The organism is Bifidobacterium sp. JNUCC 75, from assembly GCF_054819865.1.
This window is the reverse complement of sequence record NZ_JBTHIF010000001.1, coordinates 395,209-419,265: the sequence shown is the minus strand read 5'-3', so window position 1 is coordinate 419,265 and position 24,057 is coordinate 395,209. Positions and strand designations below refer to the sequence as shown.

19 protein-coding genes and 1 tRNA gene are annotated in these 24,057 nt (G+C 56.1%); 11 read left to right on the top strand and 9 right to left on the bottom strand.

The window, feature by feature from the left end; genetic code table 11:
* Positions 1-50: 50 nt before the first annotated feature.
* The 4 genes from ACVWNW_RS01740 to ACVWNW_RS01725 form a co-directional block, all read right to left on the bottom strand.
* Complete coding sequence (locus tag ACVWNW_RS01740; protein ID WP_461196306.1) at positions 51-1,460, bottom strand: NAD(P)(+) transhydrogenase (Re/Si-specific) subunit beta; 1,410 nt, start codon at positions 1,458-1,460, stop codon at positions 51-53.
* On the bottom strand, positions 1,457-1,825 hold the full coding sequence (locus ACVWNW_RS01735) for an NAD(P) transhydrogenase subunit alpha part 2 (protein ID WP_454482667.1): 369 nt from the start codon (positions 1,823-1,825) through the stop codon (positions 1,457-1,459). Before ACVWNW_RS01735 ends, ACVWNW_RS01740 begins: the two co-directional genes overlap by 4 nt.
* On the bottom strand, positions 1,822-3,012 hold the full coding sequence (locus ACVWNW_RS01730) for an NAD(P) transhydrogenase subunit alpha (protein WP_454482665.1): 1,191 nt from the start codon (positions 3,010-3,012) through the stop codon (positions 1,822-1,824). The genes ACVWNW_RS01735 and ACVWNW_RS01730 overlap by 4 nt, the downstream gene beginning before the upstream one ends.
* Before the next feature lie 484 nt (positions 3,013-3,496).
* Positions 3,497-4,189 (bottom strand): hypothetical protein, encoded by a 693-nt coding sequence (locus tag ACVWNW_RS01725; RefSeq protein WP_461196305.1) that lies wholly within the window; start codon positions 4,187-4,189, stop codon positions 3,497-3,499.
* Between the two features lie 454 nt (positions 4,190-4,643).
* Between ACVWNW_RS01725 and ACVWNW_RS01720 the strand changes: the two genes are divergently transcribed.
* Complete coding sequence (locus tag ACVWNW_RS01720) at positions 4,644-4,961, top strand: VOC family protein (RefSeq protein ID WP_454482663.1); 318 nt, start codon at positions 4,644-4,646, stop codon at positions 4,959-4,961.
* Between the two features lie 586 nt (positions 4,962-5,547).
* Here ACVWNW_RS01720 and ACVWNW_RS01715 read toward each other — a convergent pair.
* Positions 5,548-9,336 (bottom strand): RCC1 domain-containing protein, encoded by a 3,789-nt coding sequence (locus ACVWNW_RS01715; RefSeq protein WP_454482661.1) that lies wholly within the window; start codon positions 9,334-9,336, stop codon positions 5,548-5,550.
* Positions 9,337-10,448: 1,112 nt separating this feature from the next.
* Between ACVWNW_RS01715 and ACVWNW_RS01710 the strand changes: the two genes are divergently transcribed.
* The 8 genes from ACVWNW_RS01710 to ACVWNW_RS01675 all read left to right on the top strand — a co-directional run bounded on the left by ACVWNW_RS01710 (position 10,449) and on the right by ACVWNW_RS01675 (position 20,263).
* Positions 10,449-12,851, top strand: coding sequence for a DUF4855 domain-containing protein (locus tag ACVWNW_RS01710; protein ID WP_454482659.1), 2,403 nt, complete (start codon positions 10,449-10,451; stop codon positions 12,849-12,851).
* Positions 12,852-12,960: 109 nt separating this feature from the next.
* Positions 12,961-13,776, top strand: coding sequence for a GntR family transcriptional regulator (locus ACVWNW_RS01705; protein WP_454482657.1), 816 nt, complete (start codon positions 12,961-12,963; stop codon positions 13,774-13,776).
* Positions 13,777-14,104: 328 nt separating this feature from the next.
* Complete coding sequence (locus tag ACVWNW_RS01700; protein WP_461196304.1) at positions 14,105-15,406, top strand: ABC transporter substrate-binding protein; 1,302 nt, start codon at positions 14,105-14,107, stop codon at positions 15,404-15,406.
* 114 nt (positions 15,407-15,520) lie between these two features.
* Positions 15,521-16,528 (top strand): carbohydrate ABC transporter permease, encoded by a 1,008-nt coding sequence (locus ACVWNW_RS01695; protein ID WP_211119716.1) that lies wholly within the window; start codon positions 15,521-15,523, stop codon positions 16,526-16,528.
* Positions 16,509-17,456, top strand: a complete 948-nt coding sequence (locus tag ACVWNW_RS01690) for a carbohydrate ABC transporter permease (RefSeq protein ID WP_121913841.1) — start codon at positions 16,509-16,511, stop codon at positions 17,454-17,456. Before ACVWNW_RS01695 ends, ACVWNW_RS01690 begins: the two co-directional genes overlap by 20 nt.
* A gap of 79 nt (positions 17,457-17,535) precedes the next feature.
* Positions 17,536-18,489 carry a DUF4434 domain-containing protein gene (locus ACVWNW_RS01685; protein ID WP_454482652.1) on the top strand — a complete coding sequence of 318 codons (954 nt, stop codon included), beginning with the start codon at positions 17,536-17,538 and terminating at the stop codon, positions 18,487-18,489.
* Between the two features lie 41 nt (positions 18,490-18,530).
* Positions 18,531-19,592, top strand: coding sequence for an ROK family protein (locus ACVWNW_RS01680; RefSeq protein ID WP_461196303.1), 1,062 nt, complete (start codon positions 18,531-18,533; stop codon positions 19,590-19,592).
* The gene (locus tag ACVWNW_RS01675) at positions 19,589-20,263 is read left to right on the top strand and encodes an N-acetylmannosamine-6-phosphate 2-epimerase (RefSeq protein ID WP_110425515.1); all 675 of its coding nucleotides are present in this window, start codon (positions 19,589-19,591) and stop codon (positions 20,261-20,263) included. The genes ACVWNW_RS01680 and ACVWNW_RS01675 overlap by 4 nt, the downstream gene beginning before the upstream one ends.
* 275 nt (positions 20,264-20,538) lie before the next feature.
* On the opposite strand, the gene ACVWNW_RS01670 is transcribed toward ACVWNW_RS01675, so the two are convergent.
* The 4 genes from ACVWNW_RS01670 to ACVWNW_RS01655 form a co-directional block, all read right to left on the bottom strand.
* A tRNA-His gene (locus tag ACVWNW_RS01670) sits at positions 20,539-20,614 on the bottom strand.
* Positions 20,615-20,734: 120 nt separating this feature from the next.
* The gene (locus tag ACVWNW_RS01665) at positions 20,735-21,193 is read right to left on the bottom strand and encodes an ASCH domain-containing protein (protein WP_454482647.1); all 459 of its coding nucleotides are present in this window, start codon (positions 21,191-21,193) and stop codon (positions 20,735-20,737) included.
* Positions 21,183-21,752 (bottom strand): DNA-deoxyinosine glycosylase, encoded by a 570-nt coding sequence (locus ACVWNW_RS01660; protein WP_454482645.1) that lies wholly within the window; start codon positions 21,750-21,752, stop codon positions 21,183-21,185. Before ACVWNW_RS01660 ends, ACVWNW_RS01665 begins: the two co-directional genes overlap by 11 nt.
* Positions 21,749-22,726, bottom strand: a complete 978-nt coding sequence (locus tag ACVWNW_RS01655) for a YwiC-like family protein (protein WP_454482643.1) — start codon at positions 22,724-22,726, stop codon at positions 21,749-21,751. Before ACVWNW_RS01655 ends, ACVWNW_RS01660 begins: the two co-directional genes overlap by 4 nt.
* Positions 22,727-22,838: 112 nt before the next feature.
* Between ACVWNW_RS01655 and ACVWNW_RS01650 the strand changes: the two genes are divergently transcribed.
* On the top strand, positions 22,839-23,207 hold the full coding sequence (locus tag ACVWNW_RS01650) for a DUF488 domain-containing protein (RefSeq protein ID WP_454483333.1): 369 nt from the start codon (positions 22,839-22,841) through the stop codon (positions 23,205-23,207).
* Positions 23,208-23,682: 475 nt separating this feature from the next.
* Positions 23,683-24,054: a 30S ribosomal protein S12 gene (rpsL, locus tag ACVWNW_RS01645; protein ID WP_015022141.1), complete on the top strand. Its 372-nt coding sequence runs from the start codon at positions 23,683-23,685 to the stop codon at positions 24,052-24,054.
* The last annotated feature ends 3 nt before the right edge of the window (positions 24,055-24,057 follow it).

Sequence of the window (24,057 nt, the reverse complement as noted above, 5' to 3'; positions counted from 1 at the left end):
CCGGACCAGTCAAGCCGATCCGGAGCCATGGTTCTCACTACAGCATATGCTCAGGCGATGAGTTCCTTGACGGATGCAATGATCGCCTGAAGGCTGACCTTGGCGTCATTGAAGAGCATCTGCGTATTTGGGTTGAAGTAGAGCTCGTTCTCGATGCCGGCGTACCCCTTGCCACGACCTCGTTTAAGGACGACAACATGCTGAGCCTTGTCAACGTCCAGGATGGGCATGCCCGAGACTGCAGTCCCCGGCCGGCGTGCAGCCGGGTTGGTCACGTCATTGGCGCCGACCACCAAGGCGACATTGGCTGAGGGGAACTGAGGATTGATGTCATCAAGGTCGATCAATTCCTCATAGGGAACGTTGGCCTCGGCCAGGAGGACGTTCATATGCCCGGGCATACGGCCGGCCACAGGGTGAATGGCATAGGATACATCCACGCCACGGCCCTTGAGCAGTTCGCCCAGGTCGGCCAGTTCGCGTTGGGCCTGTGCCTGAGCCCGACCAAAGCCGGGGACGAAGATGACCTTGTCGGCATAGACCAGCTGGACAGCCACATCGTCGGGCGTGGTCTCCTTCATGGTCCCCTGGGTGCCCTGATCCTGGTTGGTGCTGACAGAGGAACCGCCGAACCCGCCGGCCAGCACGCTCAGGAGCGGCCTGTTCATGGCCTGGGCCATCAGGACGGATAGGGTTGCACCTGCTGCGCCGACCAAAGCGCCTGCAACGATCAAAGCCACGTTATTAATGGCCAGGCCATTCATGGCCACAGCTGTACCAGTGCAGGCATTCAAGACGGAGATGACCACGGGCATGTCGGCGCCGCCGATGGGAATAACGAAGACAAGTCCGTAACCTAGGGCGAATATGGCCGTGAGGAGGGCCCATAGGGTCCGATTGTCCGGATTCAGGCAGAGCAGGACCAGGCTGAGGACCGTCAACAGAGCGAAGAGCACATTCCAGACAGCCTTGGCCGGCAGCTTCAGGTTTTTGATCAGGCCGATGCCCTGGAGTTTGCCGGCAGCGACCAAGGAGCCGGTGAAGGTGATGGAACCGATGACCACGCCCAGGCCGGCGGTGATCAGCACCACCAGAGTCGGGGTGCCCTCGGAAGTCAGTATGTCGTTCAGGGCGACCAGGGCTGCAGCGCCGCCGCCGACCGTGTTGAAGACGGAAACCAGCTGAGGCATGTCCGTCATTTTCACCTTCTTGGCCGAGTAGACCCCTGCAGCGGCTCCAATCAGAATGCCGAGCACGAGCAGAATGATAGCCAGGGAGGAGGTGAAACCCGTGGCGAACAGGTGAATGAAAGCCATGGCAACGGCGATGACCATGCCTACCGCAGAAATCCTATTGCCTGTACGGGCGGTTTTGGGGGAGTTCATGTAGTGCAGGCCCATGACGAACATGACTGAGGAAAGGAGATAGACGAACCAGGTGATGATGTCGAGGGTGTTCACTTCTCGGCTCCCTCGTTCTTAGCGGTCTGGGTCGTGACGGTCGAAGCCTGTTCGTCCTGACTGGTCTTATCCTTCCCCTTGTCTGGTTTGGAGGACTTGAACATCTCCAGCATCCTGTCGGTCACCACGTAGCCGCCCACTACATTCATGGCGCCCAGGACGGCAGCCAGGAATATAAGTATGTAGGAAAGCGGGGAGTGAGCCTCCGCCGCGATGATGACTACCCCGACGATCACAATGCCGTGAATGGAGTTGGCGCCCGACATGAGCGGCGTGTGAAGCGTGGCCGGAACCTTGCCGATCACCTTCACGCCGATCAGCAGGGCCAGAATGAAGAGCGTAATTGCTATGACCAAAGAATTCATTGCTCCTGACCTTTCTCTTCGGTCTTTTCAACATCCGGAGCATCTGCGCTTCCATGCGCGCTGGATTTGGTTGCTCCTGACACAACAAGTGCTTGATCGACCTCGTCGTCCGTTTTGATGCTGAGCGCACCGTCACGAAGGAAATGCACCAGCACGTCCGCCACATTTCTGGACAGAAGATTCGATGCCGTCGTGGCTACGCCGCTGGCCAGGTATGGGGCCCCGATCATGATGACTCCCTTGTTGGTGGTCCTGGTTCCCACCTGTGATCCCTCGACATTGCCGCCCAGGTCGCTGGCAGCGCAGTCCACGACCACAGCTCCGGGATGCAGGTTGGCCACACCCTCGGCGCTGAGGAGGCGAGGAGGCTTTCCGCCTGGAACCTTGGCTGTGGTGATGACCACATCGAAGCCTGCCGCTTTGGCATCCACCGCAGCCTGCTGCTGGGCTTGCTCCTGATCGGTCAGCTGGCGCGCATAGCCACCCTCGCCCTGTCCCTTGGAGAAGTCCAGTCCCAGGTCGAGGAACTTGGCTCCCAAGGATTCCACCTCCTGTCTGGAGGCGGGCCTGACATCATAGGCGGTGACGACTGCTCCCAGACGTTTTGCGGTCCCGATGGCCTGCAGGCCTGCGATACCGGCACCCAAGACCAGCACCTTGGCTGGTCGAATGGTTCCTGCGGCAGTGGTCATCATGGGGAAGAAGGATCCATAGGCATTGGCAGCCACCAGAGCCGCCTTGTATCCCATGACCGAGTTCTGCGAGGTCATCTCGTCCATGGACTGGGCCGAGCTGAGCTGTCGGGGGAGTCGCTCCATAGCGATCCCTGTAAGCCCGGACGCTTCCAGGGATTTGACGTAGTCCTTGTCGCTCAGGGACCCCAGCATGCCGATGATCCATGTTCCGGCTGGGATCCCCTTCAGCAAGGATTCATTTGGTCTGTTGACGAAGCCCAGAACTTGTGACTTGGATAGGACGGTATTCCTGTCGGTGACTGTTGCTCCCGTCCGCCGGTAGTCCTCATCTCGGAAGCCGGCTCGAGCCCCGGCTCCGGACTCCAATAGGCAGGTAATGCCCTGCCTGGTCAGCCGGGTCACGATGTCAGGCGTCAGGGCCACACGGGACTCTTCATCGTCAGTCTCTTTGAGGACCCCGAAGGCTACGTTGGATTGTTCTGGTCCACTCATGTCTTTCCTTTTCCAAACACAACTGTGTGTGAGTAATTTCATCAATGATTCTAGTTGCTGGTCTTTACTGTTGGCAGGTCAACACAATTTGTATGTGAATAAGTAACAGTTGAGAAGAGACAGAGTTCAAGGTATCTTGCATGGTGTCTTGCCGAAGAGGATGAGAAATAGAAAGAGCAAAGAGCCATGCTCGCCAAGTTGTGTTCGCGCTGCTCATTGATTGTCTAAAGAGTGTTTTCGCGGTTTTGATGCCGGATTTTTGTGAGCCTGCCAACAAAGTGCAGCACCTTGCCATCCATGTCAAGCTGCAGCAGGGGAGATGATCCAATAAAGGGTGCCACACATCTTCAAGAATGATGAGGGCACCCTGAGGTGGAAGGCCTTGGCGACGGAACGCTGTGGGCAGGTAATTTCACATCCACGGTCTGCCAGCCAGCCTTTCCGGTCTGCTATGTCGTTTCAGATCCATGTTCGCTGCAGTGCTTTATTCATTCCCCTCGTGTTTTTCGTTCGCCGTAGGGTCCTTGGGCTTGGACTGCAAGGGATTGTGATGGTAGATAAGGGCGAAGGCAGCCAGGGTCTCGATCATGCTGGCGAGGATCCAGGCGATGACGATGGCGTTCTGATGTTTGCCGACGGTTCCCATACGGGTGAAGATGAACACATCCATGATGAAGGTCTGCAGAACCAGAAGAACCGTCGCTACAACTACCGTCCTGGTGTGCCTGTCCGCATCTGTTCCCTCTCCCTCTGGTTTGCCGGGAGACTTAAAGCTTGCATAGGAGAGGAGCCAGATGCCGATTCCGAAGAGAACGGCGGCAAGAGGCAGGGAGAAGAAGATCGGCATGGTGCTCAGGCTGAGGCCCAGAGCTGCAACCAGGACTGCCGAGGCAAGGCCCAGATAGAAGGAATCGTGGTTTTTGGCCTTGCGAGGTTTGGCAGGCTTGTCTTCCTTGGTTGGTTGAGACGGTTTATCGACAGGTCCGGGCGTATCCTTTGCAGCAGGCTTGCCGGGTTGGCTTGGCTTGTCGTCATGTGAGGAGCCATCATGCTCTTTGTCTACCTGACCGGCCTGCGAACGGTCGTCGGTTAGGGCTTGGTTCTGCATATTTTGTGCTCCAGGTCTGCCGTGAGCAACGTCCTTGCTGGATGAATCCCTGCCTTCCTGCTTCGGCATGGGGGCATTTTCCGCTTGGCTTTCTTTTCCGCCGTTCGCGTTCTCCACTGGCTTTGGCAGGCGGTCCTTGTCGTTCATTGGTGATTGTTGGGAACTTTCATGCCTGCCTTGGTTCTTATTCGCACGTTCGTTTCGATTGTTGCTCATCTGCCCCTCCAGGCTTGTTCTTCCCCATTGCTTGTGGCAGGTCATCTGGAAGCCTGCCCGTTTTCAGGAAGCAACATCCGTTGAGGCCAGTGTATGTGTCTTTTTCTCATAAAAGTGGCATTGACCGGCACCAGATCCATACCATTCCGATATTGACCCTTATGGGTGAAGCACCAATAGCTTGAAGAGAGGAATGTCCTGCAAAAAGAGCTGTGTTCATTGCAGCGTATCCAACTATGGATGCTGTCTCTGCCTGGTCAGTACAGGCGGCCGTTAACGGGGTCTGTCAGATAGATGACTTGAATGAATGGCTGCGGAGGCATCGGCTCTCGATGGCGTTAACCAACTGACCGATGCGGCCTGCGTGCGAACTGTGATGTGCTCGGTGCCAAAGATAAACCTCCATAAGATTGACCTCAAGGCAGACAGGCCTGTGCCCGGCTTGGCTGACTTGTGTCTGCTTGTTCGGGATTCGTTGGATGATGTGGTTGCCGCGCTCCGTGGGCGTCATGTCGACTGTCTGGGCCCGGTCAGCCGGACTGGCGCGCTTGGGGCTGTCACTTTGGTGTATGTCAGGGACCCTGACAGGAACCTGATCGAGCTTTCCAGATACGACCAGGACTGATACCAAACAAGAACAGGTCATATCAGTCGGCAATAACAGGAATGCAAACACAATTATGGAAAAGTGGTAAATGACAGATTGTAAAAGCATCCCATTCAGATACCGATGATTGAGTTTATTACGGTTACAATGCCTTGTTTAATACGGTCTCGTAATAATTTACACTCGGTCAGTTTTAGCTCTACGTTTATGCAATTATCTTTTCAGGATTCCTTGAATGTTTCATTGGCAAAACACGTTTGTTCATGGCGCTGGAGTCAATAATAGAGAGGTGTGACGTAGAGTTTCGTGATGTTGAGCTCTAAGATCTGTTTGGTCAAAGGGCGGCACTTTATCATCAGGGCAACTGGCGACTGGCCGCGGTGTCGAATTCAATCATCCCATATCGTCCCGTTTTGCCTCCCCATTTACTGAAAGGATCTTGGAGAAGAGTCTGGAGCTTGTGAGTTGGCCAGTTCAATTGTTGCGGAGCCTAATATTCATAGGTTTGTAGGGTGGCTCCGTTGTGTTGGGGGATTGTCGGGGCCACCCTGGTCGGCCGGGCCGTCTTGGGGTGCGGCCCGGCTTGCTTACTCGAGTGAGGATTCTAGACGTGCAGGGCGCGGGCTTCGCGCCGGTGGCGTCCGGCCGCGGCTGCGCCGGCTACGGCGAGTAGCCCGGCGGCGAGCAGGAGGACCGTGCTGCCGTTGCCGCCCGTCAGGGGCAGGACGCCTTCGTAGGTGTAGGCCAGGTGTGCGGGTTCCTGTTTGGTGCCGCCCAGGGTCCAGTCCACGACCACATCGGCCAGTCCAGGATTATGGGCGGGGGTGGCCAGGGTGACGGACCCGTCGGGGTTCTGCACCAGGGGGTCCACGACTGTCTTGTCGAACTTGACGCCGGTGATCAGCAGTGCCGGGTTGAAGGCGACCAGGGTCGGGGTGCGGCTCTGCGTCAGACTTCCGTTGCCGAGCTGGCCTAAGCGGTTGTCGCCCCAGGCGTAGGCGTTGCCGTCCTGGCCGATGGCCAGGGAATGGTATTGCGCCGCGCTGACCCGCGTGGCCTGCAGGGATGCGCTGGCGCCGGCGGACGGGTCGGGGCTTCGCACGCTTGTCGGCGTGAGCAGGGCAAAGACGTCGCCGTTGCCTAATTGGCCGTAGGCGTTGTATCCCCATGCCCAGGTGTTGCCGGAGCTGTCGACGGCCAGGGAGTATATGACTCCTGTGCTGATGCCGACGGCGGTGAAACTGCCTCTTCCACCCGGGTTCTTGACCGGTTCGGGGACGAGCTTGTCGTAGGTGGAGCCGTTGCCGAGCTGGCCGGAGTTGTTGTGCCCCCAGCTCAGGACGGTCCCGTTCCTGTCGATGGCGAGGCCATGGTCCGTGCCTGCGCTGATCTGCGTGGCCTGCAGCCCTTTATTGGGGTCATTGGGGCTGTTCGGGTCGCGCACCCTGGCGGGCGTGGCTGTGTAGGCGCTGCTGGTGCTGTTGTTGCCGAGCTGGCCGTAGTTGTTGTATCCCCAGGCGTATACGTTGCCGTCCTCGTCCAGGGCCATGATGAAGCTCCAGCCCAGGCTGACCCGCACCGCCTGCAGCCCCTGGCCGGATCCGTCGGGGGCGGCTGCCGGGGTCGGCGTCTTCCGCGGCTGGGTGAAGCTGGGGTTGAAGTTGCCGTCGCGGCTGTTGCCCTCGCTGCCCCAGGTGTAGACGCGCCCGTCCGGGCTGATGGCCGCCGAGTCGTAGGCGCCGGCGCTCACCTGGACGGCCTTGAAGGGCTGGCTTGTGTCGTTCGGGTCCGGCACGGGCTGCGGCTTGGAACGCTCGACGGTGGTGCCGTCGCCCAGCTGGCCGTGGTCGTTGGCGCCCCAGCTGTAGACGATGCCGTCGCTGCCGACGGCCAGCACATGGAAGCCCCCCGCCACGGCCTGCGTGTAGGTGAAACCGGAGGCCACGCCAGCCGGCAGGGGGACCCTGACCGGCTTGCTCTGCTGCACTTTGTTGCCGATGCCCAGCTGCCCGTGCTGGTTGCTGCCCCAGGCGTAGGCGTTCCCGTCGCTGGCCACGCCCACGGAGAAACCCGCCGCATCACTCATCTGGTAGCCGCCGGCGCTGACCTGGCTGAAACGGATGCCACGGCCCAGCCTGGGCGGGGTGATGGTCGCCCGCTGGCCGCCCAGCACATTGCCCTTGCCCGGGCTGATCGACCAGCCGGAGCCTTTCTCAGGGCTCCAATGCGCGACCAGGGTGATGTCCGCGGTGACCGGCTGGCTGAAATCATACGCCACCTTGGAACCGCCCTTAGCGTCCTTGAGGAACCAGCCGTCGAACAGGAAGCCGTCCCTGGCCGGGTCCGTGGTCGGGCGTGCGGCCTGCCTGCCCTCGGTGATTTGCTGCTGGCCTGGGGTCGGCTGGCCGCCGGCGCTGTCGAAGGTGACCGTGTGGGGGTTGATGTAGGTGTAGCTCAGGTGCGCGTCGGGCTGCTGGCCATTCATGCTCCAGGAGACGGTCACATCCGTCTTGCCTGCTGCATGCTGGGGCGTGGTCACGCTCCAGGTGCCATCCTTGTTGGCCGTCAGGCTCGTGCCCGCTGCCCCGCCGAAGCTGACGCCGGTCGGCGTGGGGGACTCGGGGAAGGCGACCAAGCCGGGTTGGCCGTCGAAGTTGCTGCTGGTGTCGCGTCCCAGTTGTCCTTTGGTGTTGTCTCCCCAGCTATAGAGGTTGCCGTCAGATCCCAGGGCCAGGGAGGAGTCCCCATAAACCATGCCTGGCGCGCTGGCTTGGGTGATTGTGATGCCTGCCGGCATGGCCACTTTGCCCGGCGTACCGTCTTTCGCTGCGCTAGAGTTGCGTCCCAGCTGGCCGCTGGTGTTGTCGCCCCAGCTGTAGAGGTTGCCGTCCGACCCCATAGCCAGGGAATGATTGCCGCCTGCGATGACCTGGGTGAATCGCCTGACGCCTGCAGGCAGGTTCACTTTGCGCGGCGTGATGTCATTCGCACCGCTGATGCTGCGTCCCAGCTGACTTTTGCTGTTGTCTCCCCAGCTGTAGACATTGCCGTCCGTTCCCAGGGCCAGGGAATGCCTGTATCCTGTGCTGATCTGGGTGAATTTCGTGCCGTCTGTCGGCATGATCACTTTGCGTGGCGTGCCGTCCCATATGTCTAGAGAAGTGTCGCGTCCCAGCTGGCCATTGTAGTTGTATCCCCAGCTGTAGAGGTTGCCGTCCGTTCCCAGGGCCAGGGAATGACTGTCTCCTGCTTTGAACTGGGTGAATTTCGTGCCGTCTGCCGGCATGATGACTTTGCTCGGCGTGGTATGTGGATCGCTATCGTTAGTGCCGTTGCCCAGCTGGGCGGTCAAGTTCTCTCCCCAGCTGTAGAGGTTGTCGTCTGACCCCAGGGCCAGGGAGTAGTTCCATCCTGTGCTGAACTGGGTAAATTTTGGGACCCCCGTTGGCAGGTTCACTTTGCTTAGCACGTTGCTATAAGTAGTGGTGCCGTTGCCTAGCTGGCCCATGTAGTTGCTTCCCCAGCTGTAGAGGTTGCCGTCCGATCCCATGGCCAGAAAGAAGCCTAGTCCTGCGCCGAACTGGGTCAAGCGGACGCCTGTCGGCGGGGTGACGAGGCCCGGCCTTTTATCGGTGGAGCTTCCCCAGCTGTAGAGGTTGCCGTCTGACCCCATGGCCAGGGAAAAGCTTGTTCCTGCGCTGAGATGGTTGAAGCGTATGTCGGATGTGGTGGGCGTGGACAGGGTGATCCTGGTGCCTCCTTCTGCTGGCCCGGAGGTGGGCTTGAGGCTCCAGGAGCTGGTTATCCTGGTCCATTTGGCGGTCAGGGTGATGTTGCCGGTGACGGGCTGGGTGAAGTCGTAGGCGACTTTGGGATCGCCGTTGGCGTCCTTGATGAACCATCCGTCGAACAGGTAGCCGTCCCTGCTCGGGTCCTTGTCGGGCCTGGAGGCCTGTCCGCCGCTGGGGACGCTCTGGGAGGGTGTGCGGGTTTTGCCGTCGGGGTCGCTGAAGGCGACGGTGTAGGCTGCGCGTGTCTGGGGCTGGCTGTCGGCGCTCTTGCTTTGGATGCCGGTGTCGCCGGGCTTCTTGGGCGCGGCCTGCGCGCTGGTGAGGGGGGATGCGGTGTTCAGGGGCGAGGGCGAAGGCAGCGGAGACTGGGGGCCGGCCGGACTGGCAGGCAGGGTTGGTGCATTGGCTGATGGGTCCGCCGGTTGGTCTGCAGCCGTCTGCTCCAGCCTGGTCGGCTCGGGCACACTGGATTCGCTGTTGGTTGTGTCGGCCGTGGCCAGGCCGCCCATGATCAGGCTGGCGGGCAGGATGATAGCTAGCAGGACACCAACCATGGTCGTCGACCGGCCGCGTGCGGACTTATGCCGAAGCGTAATATGCATAATCCCTTCCCGAACACATGTAGTTCAATGATGAAATTCCCCTCGTTTCCAATGAACTACGTACCGGGAACAGCCCCGGCAGATAAAACTATGCTATCACCCGCATATCTGTGGGCCAACTCAAATGTCAATAGTGGGTTTCGCTCTTTTGCCTTCCTGATATTGTAAAAATATCCATTGAGCCGACCAGCCTGATGTGGTCTATGCGGAAGGCGGTTCCATTAAATACTGGTGAATACATGCCGACTATGCTATTGCCGATTGCCTTTGGCATCGTGTATGACCTCGGCCCTATAGGCTTGTAGGTGATTCTGTCATTTGTGTTGCTAGCGCTCGTCTTTTTGGGCAGTGAAGTCATTTGCCAATTGAAAGTCATACACGGTCACAACGGTCACGCATTAGGACGCTAGGGACGCTTGATCGCATTTAACAAAACTCCTGCTTTTTAATCAGGTCAGGGGCATAGCTTTAAGGTGGGGTGGCGAACGCGGCTTGAACGCGCGGCCTTCTGAACCACTATTGTGGGCATTGAACCAGATCAAATGGCTGCATGTGCGGCTTTAGAAGATACAATGACTGGCAACACTTCTGCGGTCGCCTCTCGTGTCACCATCCTAGCTTTCACTGGTTCTAACTCTGATGACAGGTCATCCGGTCCCTAGCTCGCCTCGTTCGATTCCTACCGAAGTGTGACCCCCCCCCCCCAACCATTGGGCGAGTAAATTCCAACGTCGCCGATCTCAACAGTAGTTCTGCTGCCGTGTGTTGGCAGCATAGACGAGTGCTATATATTGCTTTGTAATAGATAAGTTAATGAGAAGAGCTCAATATTGGTATAGACCAATATTGAGCTCTGTTTTCTGTGCAGTATATGCTTTGAGTGTTGACTTGTATAAGGAATATTGCTCTTTCGGTGCAAATGTCGTTACACCACCAAGCGAGCAGTAGAAACTATGATGTCCCTGCTGCGAGTAACAAAGACAGCGCGAAACCGTCATTGAGGAGTAACTATGTCTGGAAAAGCTTATCGATCATTTGTTTTTTCCACTGTGGCCCTTATATCCGTTGCTTTCTGTCTACTTGTTGCGATATCTCCCGCTAGGGCTCAAAGCATGTCCAGCGAGCAATCGACAGGGTACCCCAAGCCAGAGGCGGTTGGCTTTCATCATGCGGCGCTGGTATATGCTGATGACCAGTTGGACGAGCGAGCAGTCCTGCCTTTATTTAATCGTCTTGATAACACAGGTAAGCTCATTCCCAGAGCGTCCATGTTCGATGCGGCAGTTCTATTGCGTTTTACGATCAATGGGAAACAAACTGATTACGGTGCAACAACATTGTCGGATTGGCAGACGCTTATCAACCAGTGGTTTAGCACGGGCGGCCCTATTGATACCTTCGAAAAAGCTGCCGAACAAGCAGACTTGGCTGCACAAAATGCTGGAGCTCCACAGCAATCTCGACGCTCGATTATAGTTATGATGCCGTGGATGAATCCCAGCGTCAACTCTTTCGGCCAAGTAAACGGCTCTGACCGCGATTTGTCGAGTGCCCAAGATCGGCAGGCTGTGGCCCAGTGGTTTGCCAATACAGTGAGTCAACGATTTAGCCAAAAGCGCTATGCACATCTTGCTCTGTGGGGCTTATACAGGATGCGTGAAGATGTTCCTCCTTATGAGCAGCACATAATTGCCAGCGATGCGCAAGGAGTCCATAACAGCGGTCTTAAATATTTGTTTATCCCCTATTACAAAGGATTGGGCTGGCAGTCTTGGAAAGAGTATGGTTTCGACGTTGCTATCATGCAGCCCTCCTATGCCTTCCGATCACCGCTGGATGGTGGTGAAGTCAACGCATCGAGGTTGCAAGAAACAGCAGTGGCTACTCAAAAATACGGTTTAGGGGTTGAACTTGAATTCCGCGGGTGCAGCCGGTTAGCGACTGAACAAGTTATGGCTATGCAGTATCTAGCAAGCGGTTCTACCTACGGTTACCAGGATGGAGTATCTGCTGCTTTTTTGGGAGAGGGCTTTGGCACTTGTGGCATCACGACCAGCAGCAATCCATCGCAGCGTTCAGTCTATGATGCATTGGCTGACTACGTCTCTGGCAAGCGCATCCCTTCTCCAGATGTAGACATCAAAGCTGTGGAAGCGAAACGATCAGTCGGGCAGAGCGACAATCAACGAATGTACGTTGCGCGCGAAGTGGATCTGAAAAAGTTCGATAGCATACGCATTGACTTTGCTGAACACCAGCAGTATTGGCAGGGCGAGGTACAGCTCCAAGTTCAGACTGCCAACGGTGGATGGAAACAGCTGGCATGGGCCACAAGGCCAAGGGGTGACAGCTTGGCAGACGACATCCAAGGTGTGGTTGTGAGTTTTGATAATACCCGAGTCAACCCCGGCAAGCAGACGATCAGGCTAATACTGACTACGGCCCAGCGCTCCCCGGTGAGTAAGCCTCCGATTGTGAGAATAGTAGGCGATCGTTCGCTTGATCCTGTAACTCAGAACGGGCTAGCCAACGCGTATACGGTGGTGGAATCAGGTAAGCCTAAGCCTGCATCGTATCCAGATAAGACTTCTCATATGCTTCACGATGGCGAAATATCGACTGCAGGCTGGTCTTCTGGGCGGAATGTGGGCTGGAACTCTAATCCCGGAAAAGCAGTAATCAATATCGATTTAGGTAGTGTACATCGGGTAGGAGCCGTAAAAGTCTATACACAGGGTGGAAGTGATGCAGCTGTCAATTGGCCGCTAAATCCTGTAGCTACTTTCTCAAATACTCCTACGCTGATGGATAGCGGTACGGGCACGTCTCCATTATTGGCGAGCTGGCCTTTTTCGACTCCGCATGTTATCGCAAAGCATGCGCCAGTCGGAGGAGAATCTTCGCCAACAGTACCTGGCATCTCTTGTTTAACAGCTACCGAGATTACATGTACAAACCAAGATGGATATATCGAAGCAACTGGTACCCCAGTCGAGGCACGTTATATCAATATCGGGTTCTCTACGAATTCTTGGGCTATGCTCTCTGAACTGCAAGTTCTTGATAGCGCCGGCAATCCCATCGATTTTAGCTACCGGTTAGCACGAGGTCCAGGTGATTTAGACAATTATTCGGACGATGGGCTGCGTCTTACGGACGGAAGATACACCGGTGACTTTGCTTGGAAAGAGATCTCGGGTTGGCCGGCAAACGAAGCTGTTGCACTTCGATTTGATACCGCTGAACCGATAGATGTTAATACCATTTCTGTCTATACTCTCAATGCTGGGTCCTACGGGATTGTGGCACCCACTAGGTTCACGGCTCAGGTAAAAATTGCGGATCAGTGGGTGGACGTGCAGGGGCGCCGGGAACAAACGTCATTCGGTTCTGGTGGATTCCGTCTTGACATTGCCGATTTGCGCTACCATCAAGTTACTGCTCTGCGGATTCTATTACCAGGTGACGGGGCTGGCTGGGCTTGGACGATGATCTCTGAAGTTAAGGTGGAATAAGTGTCTCATGCTTGTAAAGCTCAATCCCTTTATAACTGCGTTATAAGCGCCAAACTGTTTCGCATGGCTGTGGGCGGTGTGGCGCCGTTCTAGGAAAGAGGGCGAACAGATGCAGGTAACTGCTGAGGAGCTGTTTTTGGGCAAGAGCGGTTTGTATGGTTCTGATCGGCCTATGGATGACCAAACGTTCAGCGATGATGAAGACAGGCGTGACCAGGAAGATACACGGCCCAAATATATGAAGATACGCGATGCTATTTATCGCAAATATATAGCGGGCCGCCCTTCAAACTCGGTGATTCCACCTGAGCGCAAGTTGGCCGAAGAGTTCAAGGCTAGTCGCGTTACGATTCGCAAGGCCATAGGAAAACTCGAAGCAGACAACGTTTTATACAAGGTGCAAGGCGGCGGTACATATACTGTCGAGCCAGGAATTGTAAAGTCGCTAAAGCTCACTTCGTTTTCTGAAGACATTCGAGCGAGGGGCATGGTTCCATCCTCCCGGGTGCTTTTGCATGAGCGGGCGCAGGCAGATCGGGAGGCTTCTTGGCGTCTCAAAGTCTCGCCTGGGGCTGACGTGTACATCTTACGACGCCTGCGCTTGGCTGATGGCGAGCCCATGTGCCTGGAAGAGGTGACCGTCCCGCTTGAATATGTACCGGATATTGAGAAGCAGAATATCACTGGTTCCTTTTATGATGTGTTGCAACACAAATATGGACTGCTGCCGGTATGGGCAGATCAGGTAGTTTCTCCTGTGGTGCTTGAGCCAGGTGACGTTAAGCTGTTGCAAGTAGCGCCCTATTCACCGGCTTTGAAAATCGTCCGCGTAACCTTTGATGCCAAGGGAAGACGCATCGAGACGACCACATCTCTCTATCGGGGAGATAAATACATGCTTCATTATGCGGTCAAGCGAGACTGAAGCGATTCCGTAGCGCAATGGTTGCAGACAAATAATTGGTAGATACCAATATTGCATTCCATAGACGAGCCCTCTAGCATAAAAACTGATGGTTACGGAAAGTCAGTTGGTTGAAAGTGTGGTGCTTGCGCTGTGTATCGCAGGGTTAAGGTTTCTGTGCTTTCAGGCCGTCTGACCGGTCTTTTATAAGGTATAACCGGCAAGGGTGCCAAAGTAGTAGTCAGAGAGGATTGATGAATCTTCCGTCTGGTCGAAGGCGGCAATGTCAGTAAACGATACACGTTGACTCCAACGATGATGTTGAAAAAGCGAAGAAAGGTATATACCAATGAAACACGTACACCGTATAGCAAGGAAGCTAGCAGTGGCCGCTGTGGCTACCCTGGCGAGTGCCTCCCTAGCAGGATGCGCTGGCTTTGGGCCTACCAACACGACCAGCACAGATAAGGAGGGGAAAGTCACCGTACGATTCTCGTACCTGTGGACGGGCGACGAAGCGAAAGCCGTTGAGAAGATCATCAAGGATTTCAACTCTTCTCAGAGCAAGATCTCAGTCAAAGGAACCTCGTCCGCAGATCAGCAGGCACAGGTGCTATCGATGCAGGGCAAAAACCCTCAGTTTGATATTTCCAACACAGGCAATTCGCAGATTGTCGATTGGGCAAACAGCGGCGTGCTCTTGGGGCTGGACGACTATATTAAAGCTGACAAGTATGATACCTCCGACTTCCTTCCAGCCGCAATCAAAAATAATTCCTTTGATTCCAAGCTCTACGCTCTACCCGTGGCAGCGAATATCTATCAGTTGCTGTACAACAAGGACGAGCTCAAAGAGGCTGGCATTACCAACCCTCCCGAGACGTTCGACGATTTTGCTAAAGTCATCGACACAGTTAGTAAGCTCAACGGAGACAAGGTCGAGCGGTTGGGCACCAACTCTTCGGTGGACCTGCAGCTGCTCGTCCAGGCCTATGGGGGCAGTTGGTACACCGAGGACGGCAAGGCTTCACCAACCAACCCACGCAATATAGAGGCGTTGAACTGGTGGGTTGAGCATGTAATCAAGAAGTTCGGTGCTAAAAACCTGCAAGACTTCCAGTCAGGTTTCGGTGAGTACGGCACGGCTCAATACCCCTTCTACACCGGGCAAATTGCGACTCTGATTGATGGCAACTGGCAGTCGGCGTTCATCCGTCGCCTGGCACCGAAGCTCAACTGGGGGGCCGCAGCTCTGCCATATCCTGCAGATAAGCCAGAGCTCAAGGGCACTACACGTTTGGACCTGTCCAACTTGTTCATCCCGAAGAACTCCGCTCACCCCAAGGAAGCTTGGGAGTTCATGAAGTATTTCCTAGGCAAAAAGCCGATGCTTGAGTTTACACATACGTTGGCTAACTTGCCTGGACGTACTTCGTTACTCAGCGACACAACATATTCTGATCTGCCGAACTTCGACGTGTTCCTGGCGGCTGCTAAGTCAAAGTTAGCCGTGCCGAGTTATTCCACTAAGTTCAGCACTCAATATGGGCAGGATCTCTCTGCGGCCTTTACACAGATTCAGGCTGGACAGGCGAGCCCAGAGCAGGCTATGCAGTCGGTGGCGGAAAAGGCCAAAGCCTACAAGCAATAGGATACAGACGGGTGGAATGGTCCCATCAACTATTTTGCTCTAGATCGACTCCGCAGGCTGTCTGAACAGTGGTCTTGCAGCCTGCGGAGTCTCACACGAGGAGGTGTGATATTCGTGTCAGACGCACAGATTTCAGCGGGTGCAGCCCACAACACTCAGGCGCAGCGCAACTCCAGTGCGATTACCCGGCGAGGCAGACAAGGCAAGGCCGGCAAACCAAAAGGGAGCAGCAAGAATGAGAGGCGCTACGGTTTGGGCTTCGCTATGCCTTTCCTCATCGGTTTAGTGCTGTTTACTATCGGACCGATGATTGCGTCGTTGTACTATTCGTTTACCGATTTCAATATCATGACGGCGCCCAAATGGGTGGGTATGCACAACTACCAATCGGTTTTTGCCGATCCTCGTTTTTATAAGTCCCTGGAAAACACGGCTTACCTGACGTTCATCGGCGTGCCCCTGGGCCTTGCATTTGCACTGGGTGTGGCCCTGATACTGAACCTGAAGGAGGCACCGGCCCGAGGACTCGCCCGTGCTCTCTCGTACATCCCCGCCATCATTCCCTCCGCCGTAGTGGCCTACCTGTGGCGCTGGATGTTCAATGGCAAGTATGGCCTGATCAATGTGGTGTTGACCAAACTAGGCATACCGGCACCCAACTGGCTGCTTGATCCGGCTTGGACACGACCCGCTGTTATTTTGATCTCCTTGTGGACCGTAGGTGGCACCACGGTGATTTATCTGGCTGCCCTGCGTGATGTGCCTCGTGAGCTGATGGAGGCCGCGGCGTTAGATGGCTGCGGCGTACTGCGTCGTTTTCGTTACGTCACGCTACCGGCTATAGCACCCGTCACGGTCTTTCAGCTGATTGCGGGCTTGCTGGGAGGTCTGCAGAACTTCACTATCCCATATTTACTGGGTTCGGGTGGTTTCAACATGTCTACCGGAGGGCCAGATGAAACCTGGCTCACGTACGCGGTCTACCTGTATCAGAACGCGTTCTCCTACTTCAAGATGGGGTATGCTTCGGCGCTGGCGTGGATCCTCTTCATTATTGCTTTGATTCTCACCGCCGTTATTCTCCGACTGTCGAAAGGTGTAGATGAAGATGCTGCACACTAAATCAAGTATGGCTGTTCCTCGGACAGTGTTGTTCCGCTCAACGCCCTCGAGCAAGACCAGCAAACAACGGGTAGAGCTGCCCGGCGTGCACCACAAGGATTGGAACAGTCGGAGCCTGCGCTCCTACCGCACACGGTTCCTCAGTTTGGTGGGGATCGTCGGTGTGCTTCTGCTCTTCGGTATTCCACTGGTGGTCATGGTAGCGACTTCGTTGACCCCAGCCCGTGAAGTAGGGGCGTCGGTCTTCCCCAAGACGCTCGATTTCTCTAACTATGGCGCTGCCTTCGCTCAGGCTCCCTTGCTGAAGTACTTCGGTAATACGCTTATTTTGGTGGCTTTCAATGTGGGCGCGACGTTGCTCACCTGCCCGATTGTGGCCTATTCGCTCTCGAAGTTGCGTTGGAGAGGGCGCAATCTAGTGCTCCTGCTGGTGCTTTCCACGATGATGCTGCCCTCGCAGGTCACGCTGGTACCGGTCTATATTATGTGGGATCAGCTCAACTTAGTGGGTACCTTCTGGCCGCTCATTATCCCGCAGTTCTTCGGCTCCTCCTTCTATATTTACATGCTCCGCCAGTTCTTCCTCGGCATTCCTATGGAATATATCGAGGCGGCCCGTGTGGATGGGGCAGGGGAGTTTAGGATTCTCTTCCGCATCGTCATGCCGATGGCGAAGCCGGCACTGATTACGGTAGGGCTCTTCCAATTCGTGGGCACTTGGACCGACTTTATGGGGCCGCTCATCTACCTGCGCGATCAAGACCTCTACACCATTTCCATGGGTATGTATTCGTTCTTCTCCTCGCACGGTACCGACTGGGCTCCGCTCATGGCGGCCTGCACAATGTTCACTATTCCGACCTTTATTATCTTCCTCATTGGCCAGCGCTACTTTGTTGAAGGCGCTTCGTTGGGAGGTCTCAAATAGTTTAGACATCATACTTGCCGCATCTTTTTACCGAAATAAAGCACAGTAATCAATAATTCTATTTATATTGGAGTTTCTTATGACAGAACCGCTACGTATCACCGGAACGTTCCTAGATGAGGTGACGGCAGACATTGCTGGCCACAACTGGGGAGTCAAAGAGTGGACGCAGGAGTTTGACACCTATGTTGAAGCGGGTATCGACACGGTTATTCTCATCCGCTCGGGTTGGGGTCCTCGGCTCTCGCACCCCTCGAAGGTTATCTCGGCTCAAGTGAAGACCATACCGGTGTATATGGATATGCCCGAGCTCTTTTTAAGCTTGGCCGACGAGCGCAACATCAAGTTTTACTTCGGCCTGTACGACTCTGGAGTGTACTGGAATCGCAACGATTGGAAGGGTGAAGTAGAGGTCAATCGCGACTATATTCCCGAAGTGTGGCAGCGCTATGGTTCCCACAAGTCGTTTGCTGGCTGGTATCTACCTCATGAGACCTACGACTCGGGACAGCGCATTATTGAGCTCAATACATCGCTTGCTAAACTCTGCCGGAAGACGCAGGACTTGCCTATTCTCTCGTCGCCGTATTGGCTGGGCAGGTATGACATGAGCCTAGGATATTCTCTGCCTGCGCCCTCGCCACGGTCGCTCAAGGAAATCGTGACCCAGTGGGATGAGATTTTCAAGGCGTACTCGGGCCTTATTGATGTAGCCGCTTTCCAGGACGGTACGGTATACGAGCTTGAGCTGCCTGAGACACTGAGCGCCATGCGGGAGCTGACGGATAAATACGGTCTCTCCCTGTGGTCGAATGTGGAGACATTCGATCGCGATATGCCTATCAAATTCCCTCCGATTGAGTGGCGCAAGCTGGTGCACAAGTTGACTTCGGCAGAGGGAATAGTCGACAAAGCAATTACGTTTGAATTCTCCCACTTCTTGTCGCCTCACTCCATGTGGCCGTCGGCAAGACATTTGTTCGACCGTTACCAGGAGTATTTGCACGGTGAGCACCGTGCGTTGGATCAGTGAGTCTTATTGCTGGTTTGGACGTAGTCGATAGGAAGGCAAGCGTGGTTCAAGCTGTTGTGAGCAAAGGAGTCACCGCAGACATGGACGAACTTCATCGAGTAGTAGTTGCGGTCGATATTGGAGGTACTAAAATTGCTTCGGCTCTTGTCGAAGTCAATGAGTCGAAACCTGTGATACTGCCTGACACCCAGCACTCCATACCTACGCAAGCCGCGCAGGGTGGTGAGCATGTACTCAATCGGGTAGCCCAGGAGGTGCGGACCTTATGCGACAGAGCTCATAGCTGGCCTAATGGTGCATTAACAGTAGTGGGTTTAGCTGTGGCGAGCCCCGGCTGTGTGGATTTCTCTGGGCGCATCGTGTCGGCGACCGATATTTTGCCAGGCTGGACAGGCCTGGCGCTGAGGTCTCGGCTGGAGCAGTTGAGCGGGCTGCGCGTCTATGTCTTGGGTGATGCTCTTGCGCACACGTTTGGAGAAGTGCGATGGGGGGCTGCGCAAGGGTATGACTCGGCTTTGCTTGTAGCTATCGGGACGGGTATTGGCGGTGGTGTCAGCATTGATGGCAAATTGCTACACGGATCTCACTCCGCGGGAGGCCACGTGGGTCACATCGGTCACCCGGCAGCTGCTGATATAGTGTGCTCTTGCGGACACCGCGGCCACATTGAGCCTCTTGCCTCAGGGCCAGGTCTTGAACACGTATATGTTCAGCTGGGCGGTGCTCCGGCAGAAAATCCTTGTGACGGAGCACAGATTGCGGCTCGAGCTCGGCAAGGTGACCCTCTGGCTCGCCAAGCCCTTGAACAAGTCGGGCAATACTTAGGCAGTGCTTTAGGCAATCTCGCGAATGTGCTCGACCCGGCTGTCATTGTGTTATCTGGATCGGTCGCTCAAGCAGGAACACTCTGGCTGGAAGCTGTGCGGAAAGGTTATGCCGAGCAAGCGATAGTACCGGTTGCCTCAACCCAGCTTGTGCTTGGAGATCTCGGTGATGACGCACCGCTGATAGGAGCGGCAGAAGCCTTTTTGGAAGGCTTCGGTATGTGCGGCAGGGCACGCGGCGTGTGGATTGACGCTGACGATGACAGGAGAATCCCATGAAAAAAGTAGTAGAACGATTGCACCATCAACTTATTGTGAGCTGCCAAGCGTATCCAGGTGAAGCTATGCGACACCCGGAGACTATGGCCCAAATCGCGTTTTCTGCTCAAGCTGGGGGAGCCGGCGGTATTCGTTGTCAGGGACTTTCGGATATTTCCGCTATCAAAGGAACGGTCAGTGTGCCCGTGATAGGTCTGTGGAAGGAGGGAGATACCGGCGTATATATCACGCCCACGTTGCGGCACGCGAGGTGCTGCATGGCTGCGGGAGCCGATATTGTGGCTCTCGATGCCACAGATAGGCCACGACCGGATGGGTTGAGCCTGGCGGAAACAGTGCGAATACTGCATTCAGAAGGTGCAGTGCTGATGGCTGACTGCGGCTGTTTGGACGATGCTCGACGGGCGAGGGATCTGGGTTTCGATATCGTATCTCCTACGCTTGCTGGGTACACTGAGGCGCGGCAGAAGACCGATGGGCCAGACTATGAGCTTATTGAGGCGATGGTCTCCAATATTAGCGATATCCCTGTGATCTGTGAGGGGAGGGTACATACGCCAGAGCAGGCTCAGCGTGTTAAGAGCTTAGGTGTGTGGGCAGTAGTAGTGGGCACGGCCATCACTCACCCGCAGACGATCACCTCATGGTTCGTTCAAGCCTTGCAAGAATAGGCTTGCTTGGAATAGGTGAGGGCCCAGACTAACGCAGGTGAACCGGGCCCTCAATAGAGCGGCGATTGGCGAATTATTGCAACTCCTTGCGTCTGATGAGGAGGGCGGAGCCTGGCGTGGTGAGCGCCAGGATAACCGGGGAGACGCAGATATAGGGCAGGTCGCTAGATTTTTGCCGACTTTGGCACACAAATGGCACACAAGATTCGGCTATTAAACGGATTCCGCATATATGATAAAACCTCTGCTTCCCAGTCGGGAGTATGGGTTTGAGGTGGGGTGGCTAACGCGGCTCGAACGCGCGACCTCCTGAACCACAATCAGGTGCTCTACCGACTGAGCTATAGCCACCATGGTGAACCGACCCGCATCGCGGATCAATGCAACAGATGAAACTATACACGATGGCATGACATGGCACGCCGGTGAGGTGTGCCCCATGCGGTAATGGCCATCTTTGTCTTTGGACCTTTAGTTTACGACTATGGCATCTACATGGAAGGTTTCCAGCACCACCAGAGTCTGGTCATCGACGGTGAAGTCCGGATCATCCAGCGCCTGTCGCATATTCTCTGAGGTCCAGAAGGACTCATGAGCCTCACGCCACTCCGCAAGACTTTTATAGCCTTCTCCCTCGTTCAGAACATGCTGCCATGTGACCACGCCCAGTCGGATCACGCTCACCGAGGCATATCTAAGGACGGCAACTGGCTGGTTATCTGAGTTCACCAGAATCGTTCGTCGGCCGGAGGAGGGGAGTGGTTCATGATCGTGGATGAACTCTGCCATCAAACTGGTCGTAGCAGTTTTGCCCCCATCGAGAATTGCTTTCACTAGTCGATCGCGTTCTGGACCCGGGAAGGCGAATTCGTCCCTGGGAAGATTCCCAACATCTTGGGCTTTGACTGTCGGTATTTGTCTATTTGCCATAATCGATGTGATTGCTTGGTTTTCTTGGTTCTGCTTCGTCGAGCGCTTTTCTGATGGGCTGGTAGGCCTTGATCAGATCAGCCAGACTCATAGCGGCATTGGCGGGGCTGGTGGACGGCAGATTGATCATCGTCAGCCGATACCCCTTCTCCTGCAGGTTCGGCAGGCAGTAGCGACGGTAAAGCTGACCGGCCTTGCGTCCTGTAGTGAATATGGTGCCGATGGGCGCACGGGCCAACAGACCGGCGATGTCGGTCGAAACGACATTGGTGATTGAAGCGTCGGAGGCACCGTGAATGTCGCACTCTTGGATTACGTCCCAGAGTGCTACGCGGTGATCGAGGGCGAACCGGGCGCGGACAGTCGGATCGGGCTCTGGAACAGGCTGGTCGAACAGCGCGGCCAGCACGGGCCAGAAGCGGTTGCGCGGAAACATGTAGTAGAAGCCGGCCTTGCGCGAACTTGGGCTGGGAATGGATCCCAGGATCAGTACACGGGACCGGTCATCCCAGACAGGCCCGAATCCGTGGGTGACATGTGTGGTCGAAACTGCAGTCATGCGCCGAGCAGGCTGGTCAGAGACGCAGTCATCACGTCAGCCTGCGCAATCACCAGAATGAAGACCAACAGGCTGGTTCCGCATTCAACCAGGCCCACATACAGAATGGGAATGCGGCGCCGATGAGAGATGGCAGGCAGCAGGGCCGCACGCACCAGTAGAACCAGGGCCGTCAACAGAGGCCACCATCCTGCGGTGCGTACCATGGCGACTCCGATCAGACTGAGGGCCAGGTTCCAAGCCAGCGAAAGCAGGTAGCACCAGGTCTTGCCGCGCTCGCGGATCATGGTTTTAACGAAGATGACCGACCCGAACTGGGTCACAGCGAAGACAGCCGCGCTGACCACTCCGAGCGACGGCAGGGCGGCGCTTGGGAAAAATCCGCTGGCGAAGCAGCCCACAGCAGGATTCGGCTGGCATCCGAAGTAGCCGGCACCGGAGCTTTCCAGACCCGGTTCCGGCTTCTGGAATCGTGATCCTAGGGAGACAGCGATCAGACAGAGCGTGCAGGCCGCGATCACGACTACCGTATCGTTCCACCAGGAGCGTTCCATGCGCATCCAGGCGGCTGCAAAATTCAACACGCCCAACACCAGGTAGAGTGGAGCCCATCGCAGGAGCCCAGGCGTGCCGACCAACAGAATCAGCCCGGTCACGGCCGTAAGCAGGGCGTATCCCAAAGCTGGTGGCGCGAACCTGGCAGCTCGGTGCGAAACCATCCACCGCGAGCCGGTGAACTCAAAGCAGTAGCAGAAAGCCCAAGCGACCATGAGCAGCAGGCTCCTCCAGGTCGGGCCTCCAACCAGCAGCCCAGCCAGGCCCGGCATCAAGGCCATGGCCCAGCCGCCTATCTGGTCGGGTATCCATAGCCGCCGCCACTGTCGTCCCTTGGGCCCTGAACCGGTCGATTTTGCCGGTTTGCTGCCGTTTGACACGGCGGCCTTGCCCCTGTCTGCGTCTGTAAGCATACTCATCAGCCTACGCCCCTGTACGGCTGTCACTGCCTCTTCCGTAATGCGGATTTGGTCAATATCATGGTCGAAGAAGACAAGAACCACATGGGTCCCTGCTTTCAGGAGGCAGATGATGGGTCAGGTGGATATCAAGCGCGTATACGAGCAGGCCGCTGACGAGGATGGGGTCCGTATTCTGGTCGACAGGCTCTGGCCGCGCGGCATCAGCAAGGAGCGGGCAGCCCTGTCCTGCTGGCTCAAGGATGTTGCACCCAGTCCGGACCTGCGGCGTTGGTGGCACCATGATCCGGACCGCTTCGAGGACTTCGCACGCCGCTACCGCACTGAGCTGGACGACAACCGCGCCTTGGGGGATCTGCTGAGCATCGTGCGCGAACATGATCGGACGACACTGGTCTATGCGGCCAAGGATCCAGCTGTCAACCATGCCCTGATCCTGCGCGACTACATCCGCCAGGCTCTTGAGAAAGAAGACAAGTAGACGCTGGCTTTGATGTTTCTGGCGTTAATATTTACGGGTCGGGATATGTATTTCTGATACCTCTATATGTGTATATGTAGGAATCCGTTATAGGTGGGTACCGCATTGTAGGTGTCTGTAAATATAAGGTATGAAATATAAGGTATGCGCAAGGGCCTTCCCATTAACGGAACCGGTGCGCTATCGCAGTAGGCGAAGCCTAGAGCATACTTCCAAGTGGTAGACGTGGCCATGTCTGCCCCGGTGATATACTTTCCATCGTGTGTGCCGGCAGCGCGCCTTATGTCACAGGTGAGCTTGTCGGGATATCCCCGAATCCGAAGAATGCAGGCAGCAATGCCCTGCAGGAGGATCAGGGGCCATCGGGCCGGTGGACAGTGGCTGATCTCTCCTCCTAGGAGCGACTGCGGCTGCGGTGCGGCGGTCTCGCAGTGCAAACGAAGACAAGTTCATCGAAGGAATCGGAGAGAGTCAGTTGCCAACAATTGAACAGCTCGTCCGCAAAGGGCGCAAGGCCAAGCCTCGCAAGTCGAAGACTTTGGCACTCAAGGGCAGCCCGCTGCGTCGCGGCGTGTGCACCCGTGTCTACACCACCACCCCCAAGAAGCCGAATTCGGCTCTGCGTAAGGTTGCCCGTGTCCGTCTGAGCTCCGGCATCGAGGTTTCCGCTTACATCCCCGGCGAGGGCCACAACCTGCAGGAGCACTCCATCGTGCTGGTGCGCGGCGGACGTGTCAAGGACCTGCCCGGCGTGCGCTACCACATCGTGCGCGGTGCGCTGGATACCCAGGGAGTCAAGGATCGCAAGCAGGGCCGTTCCCTGTACGGAGCAAAGAAGGCCAAGTAACAC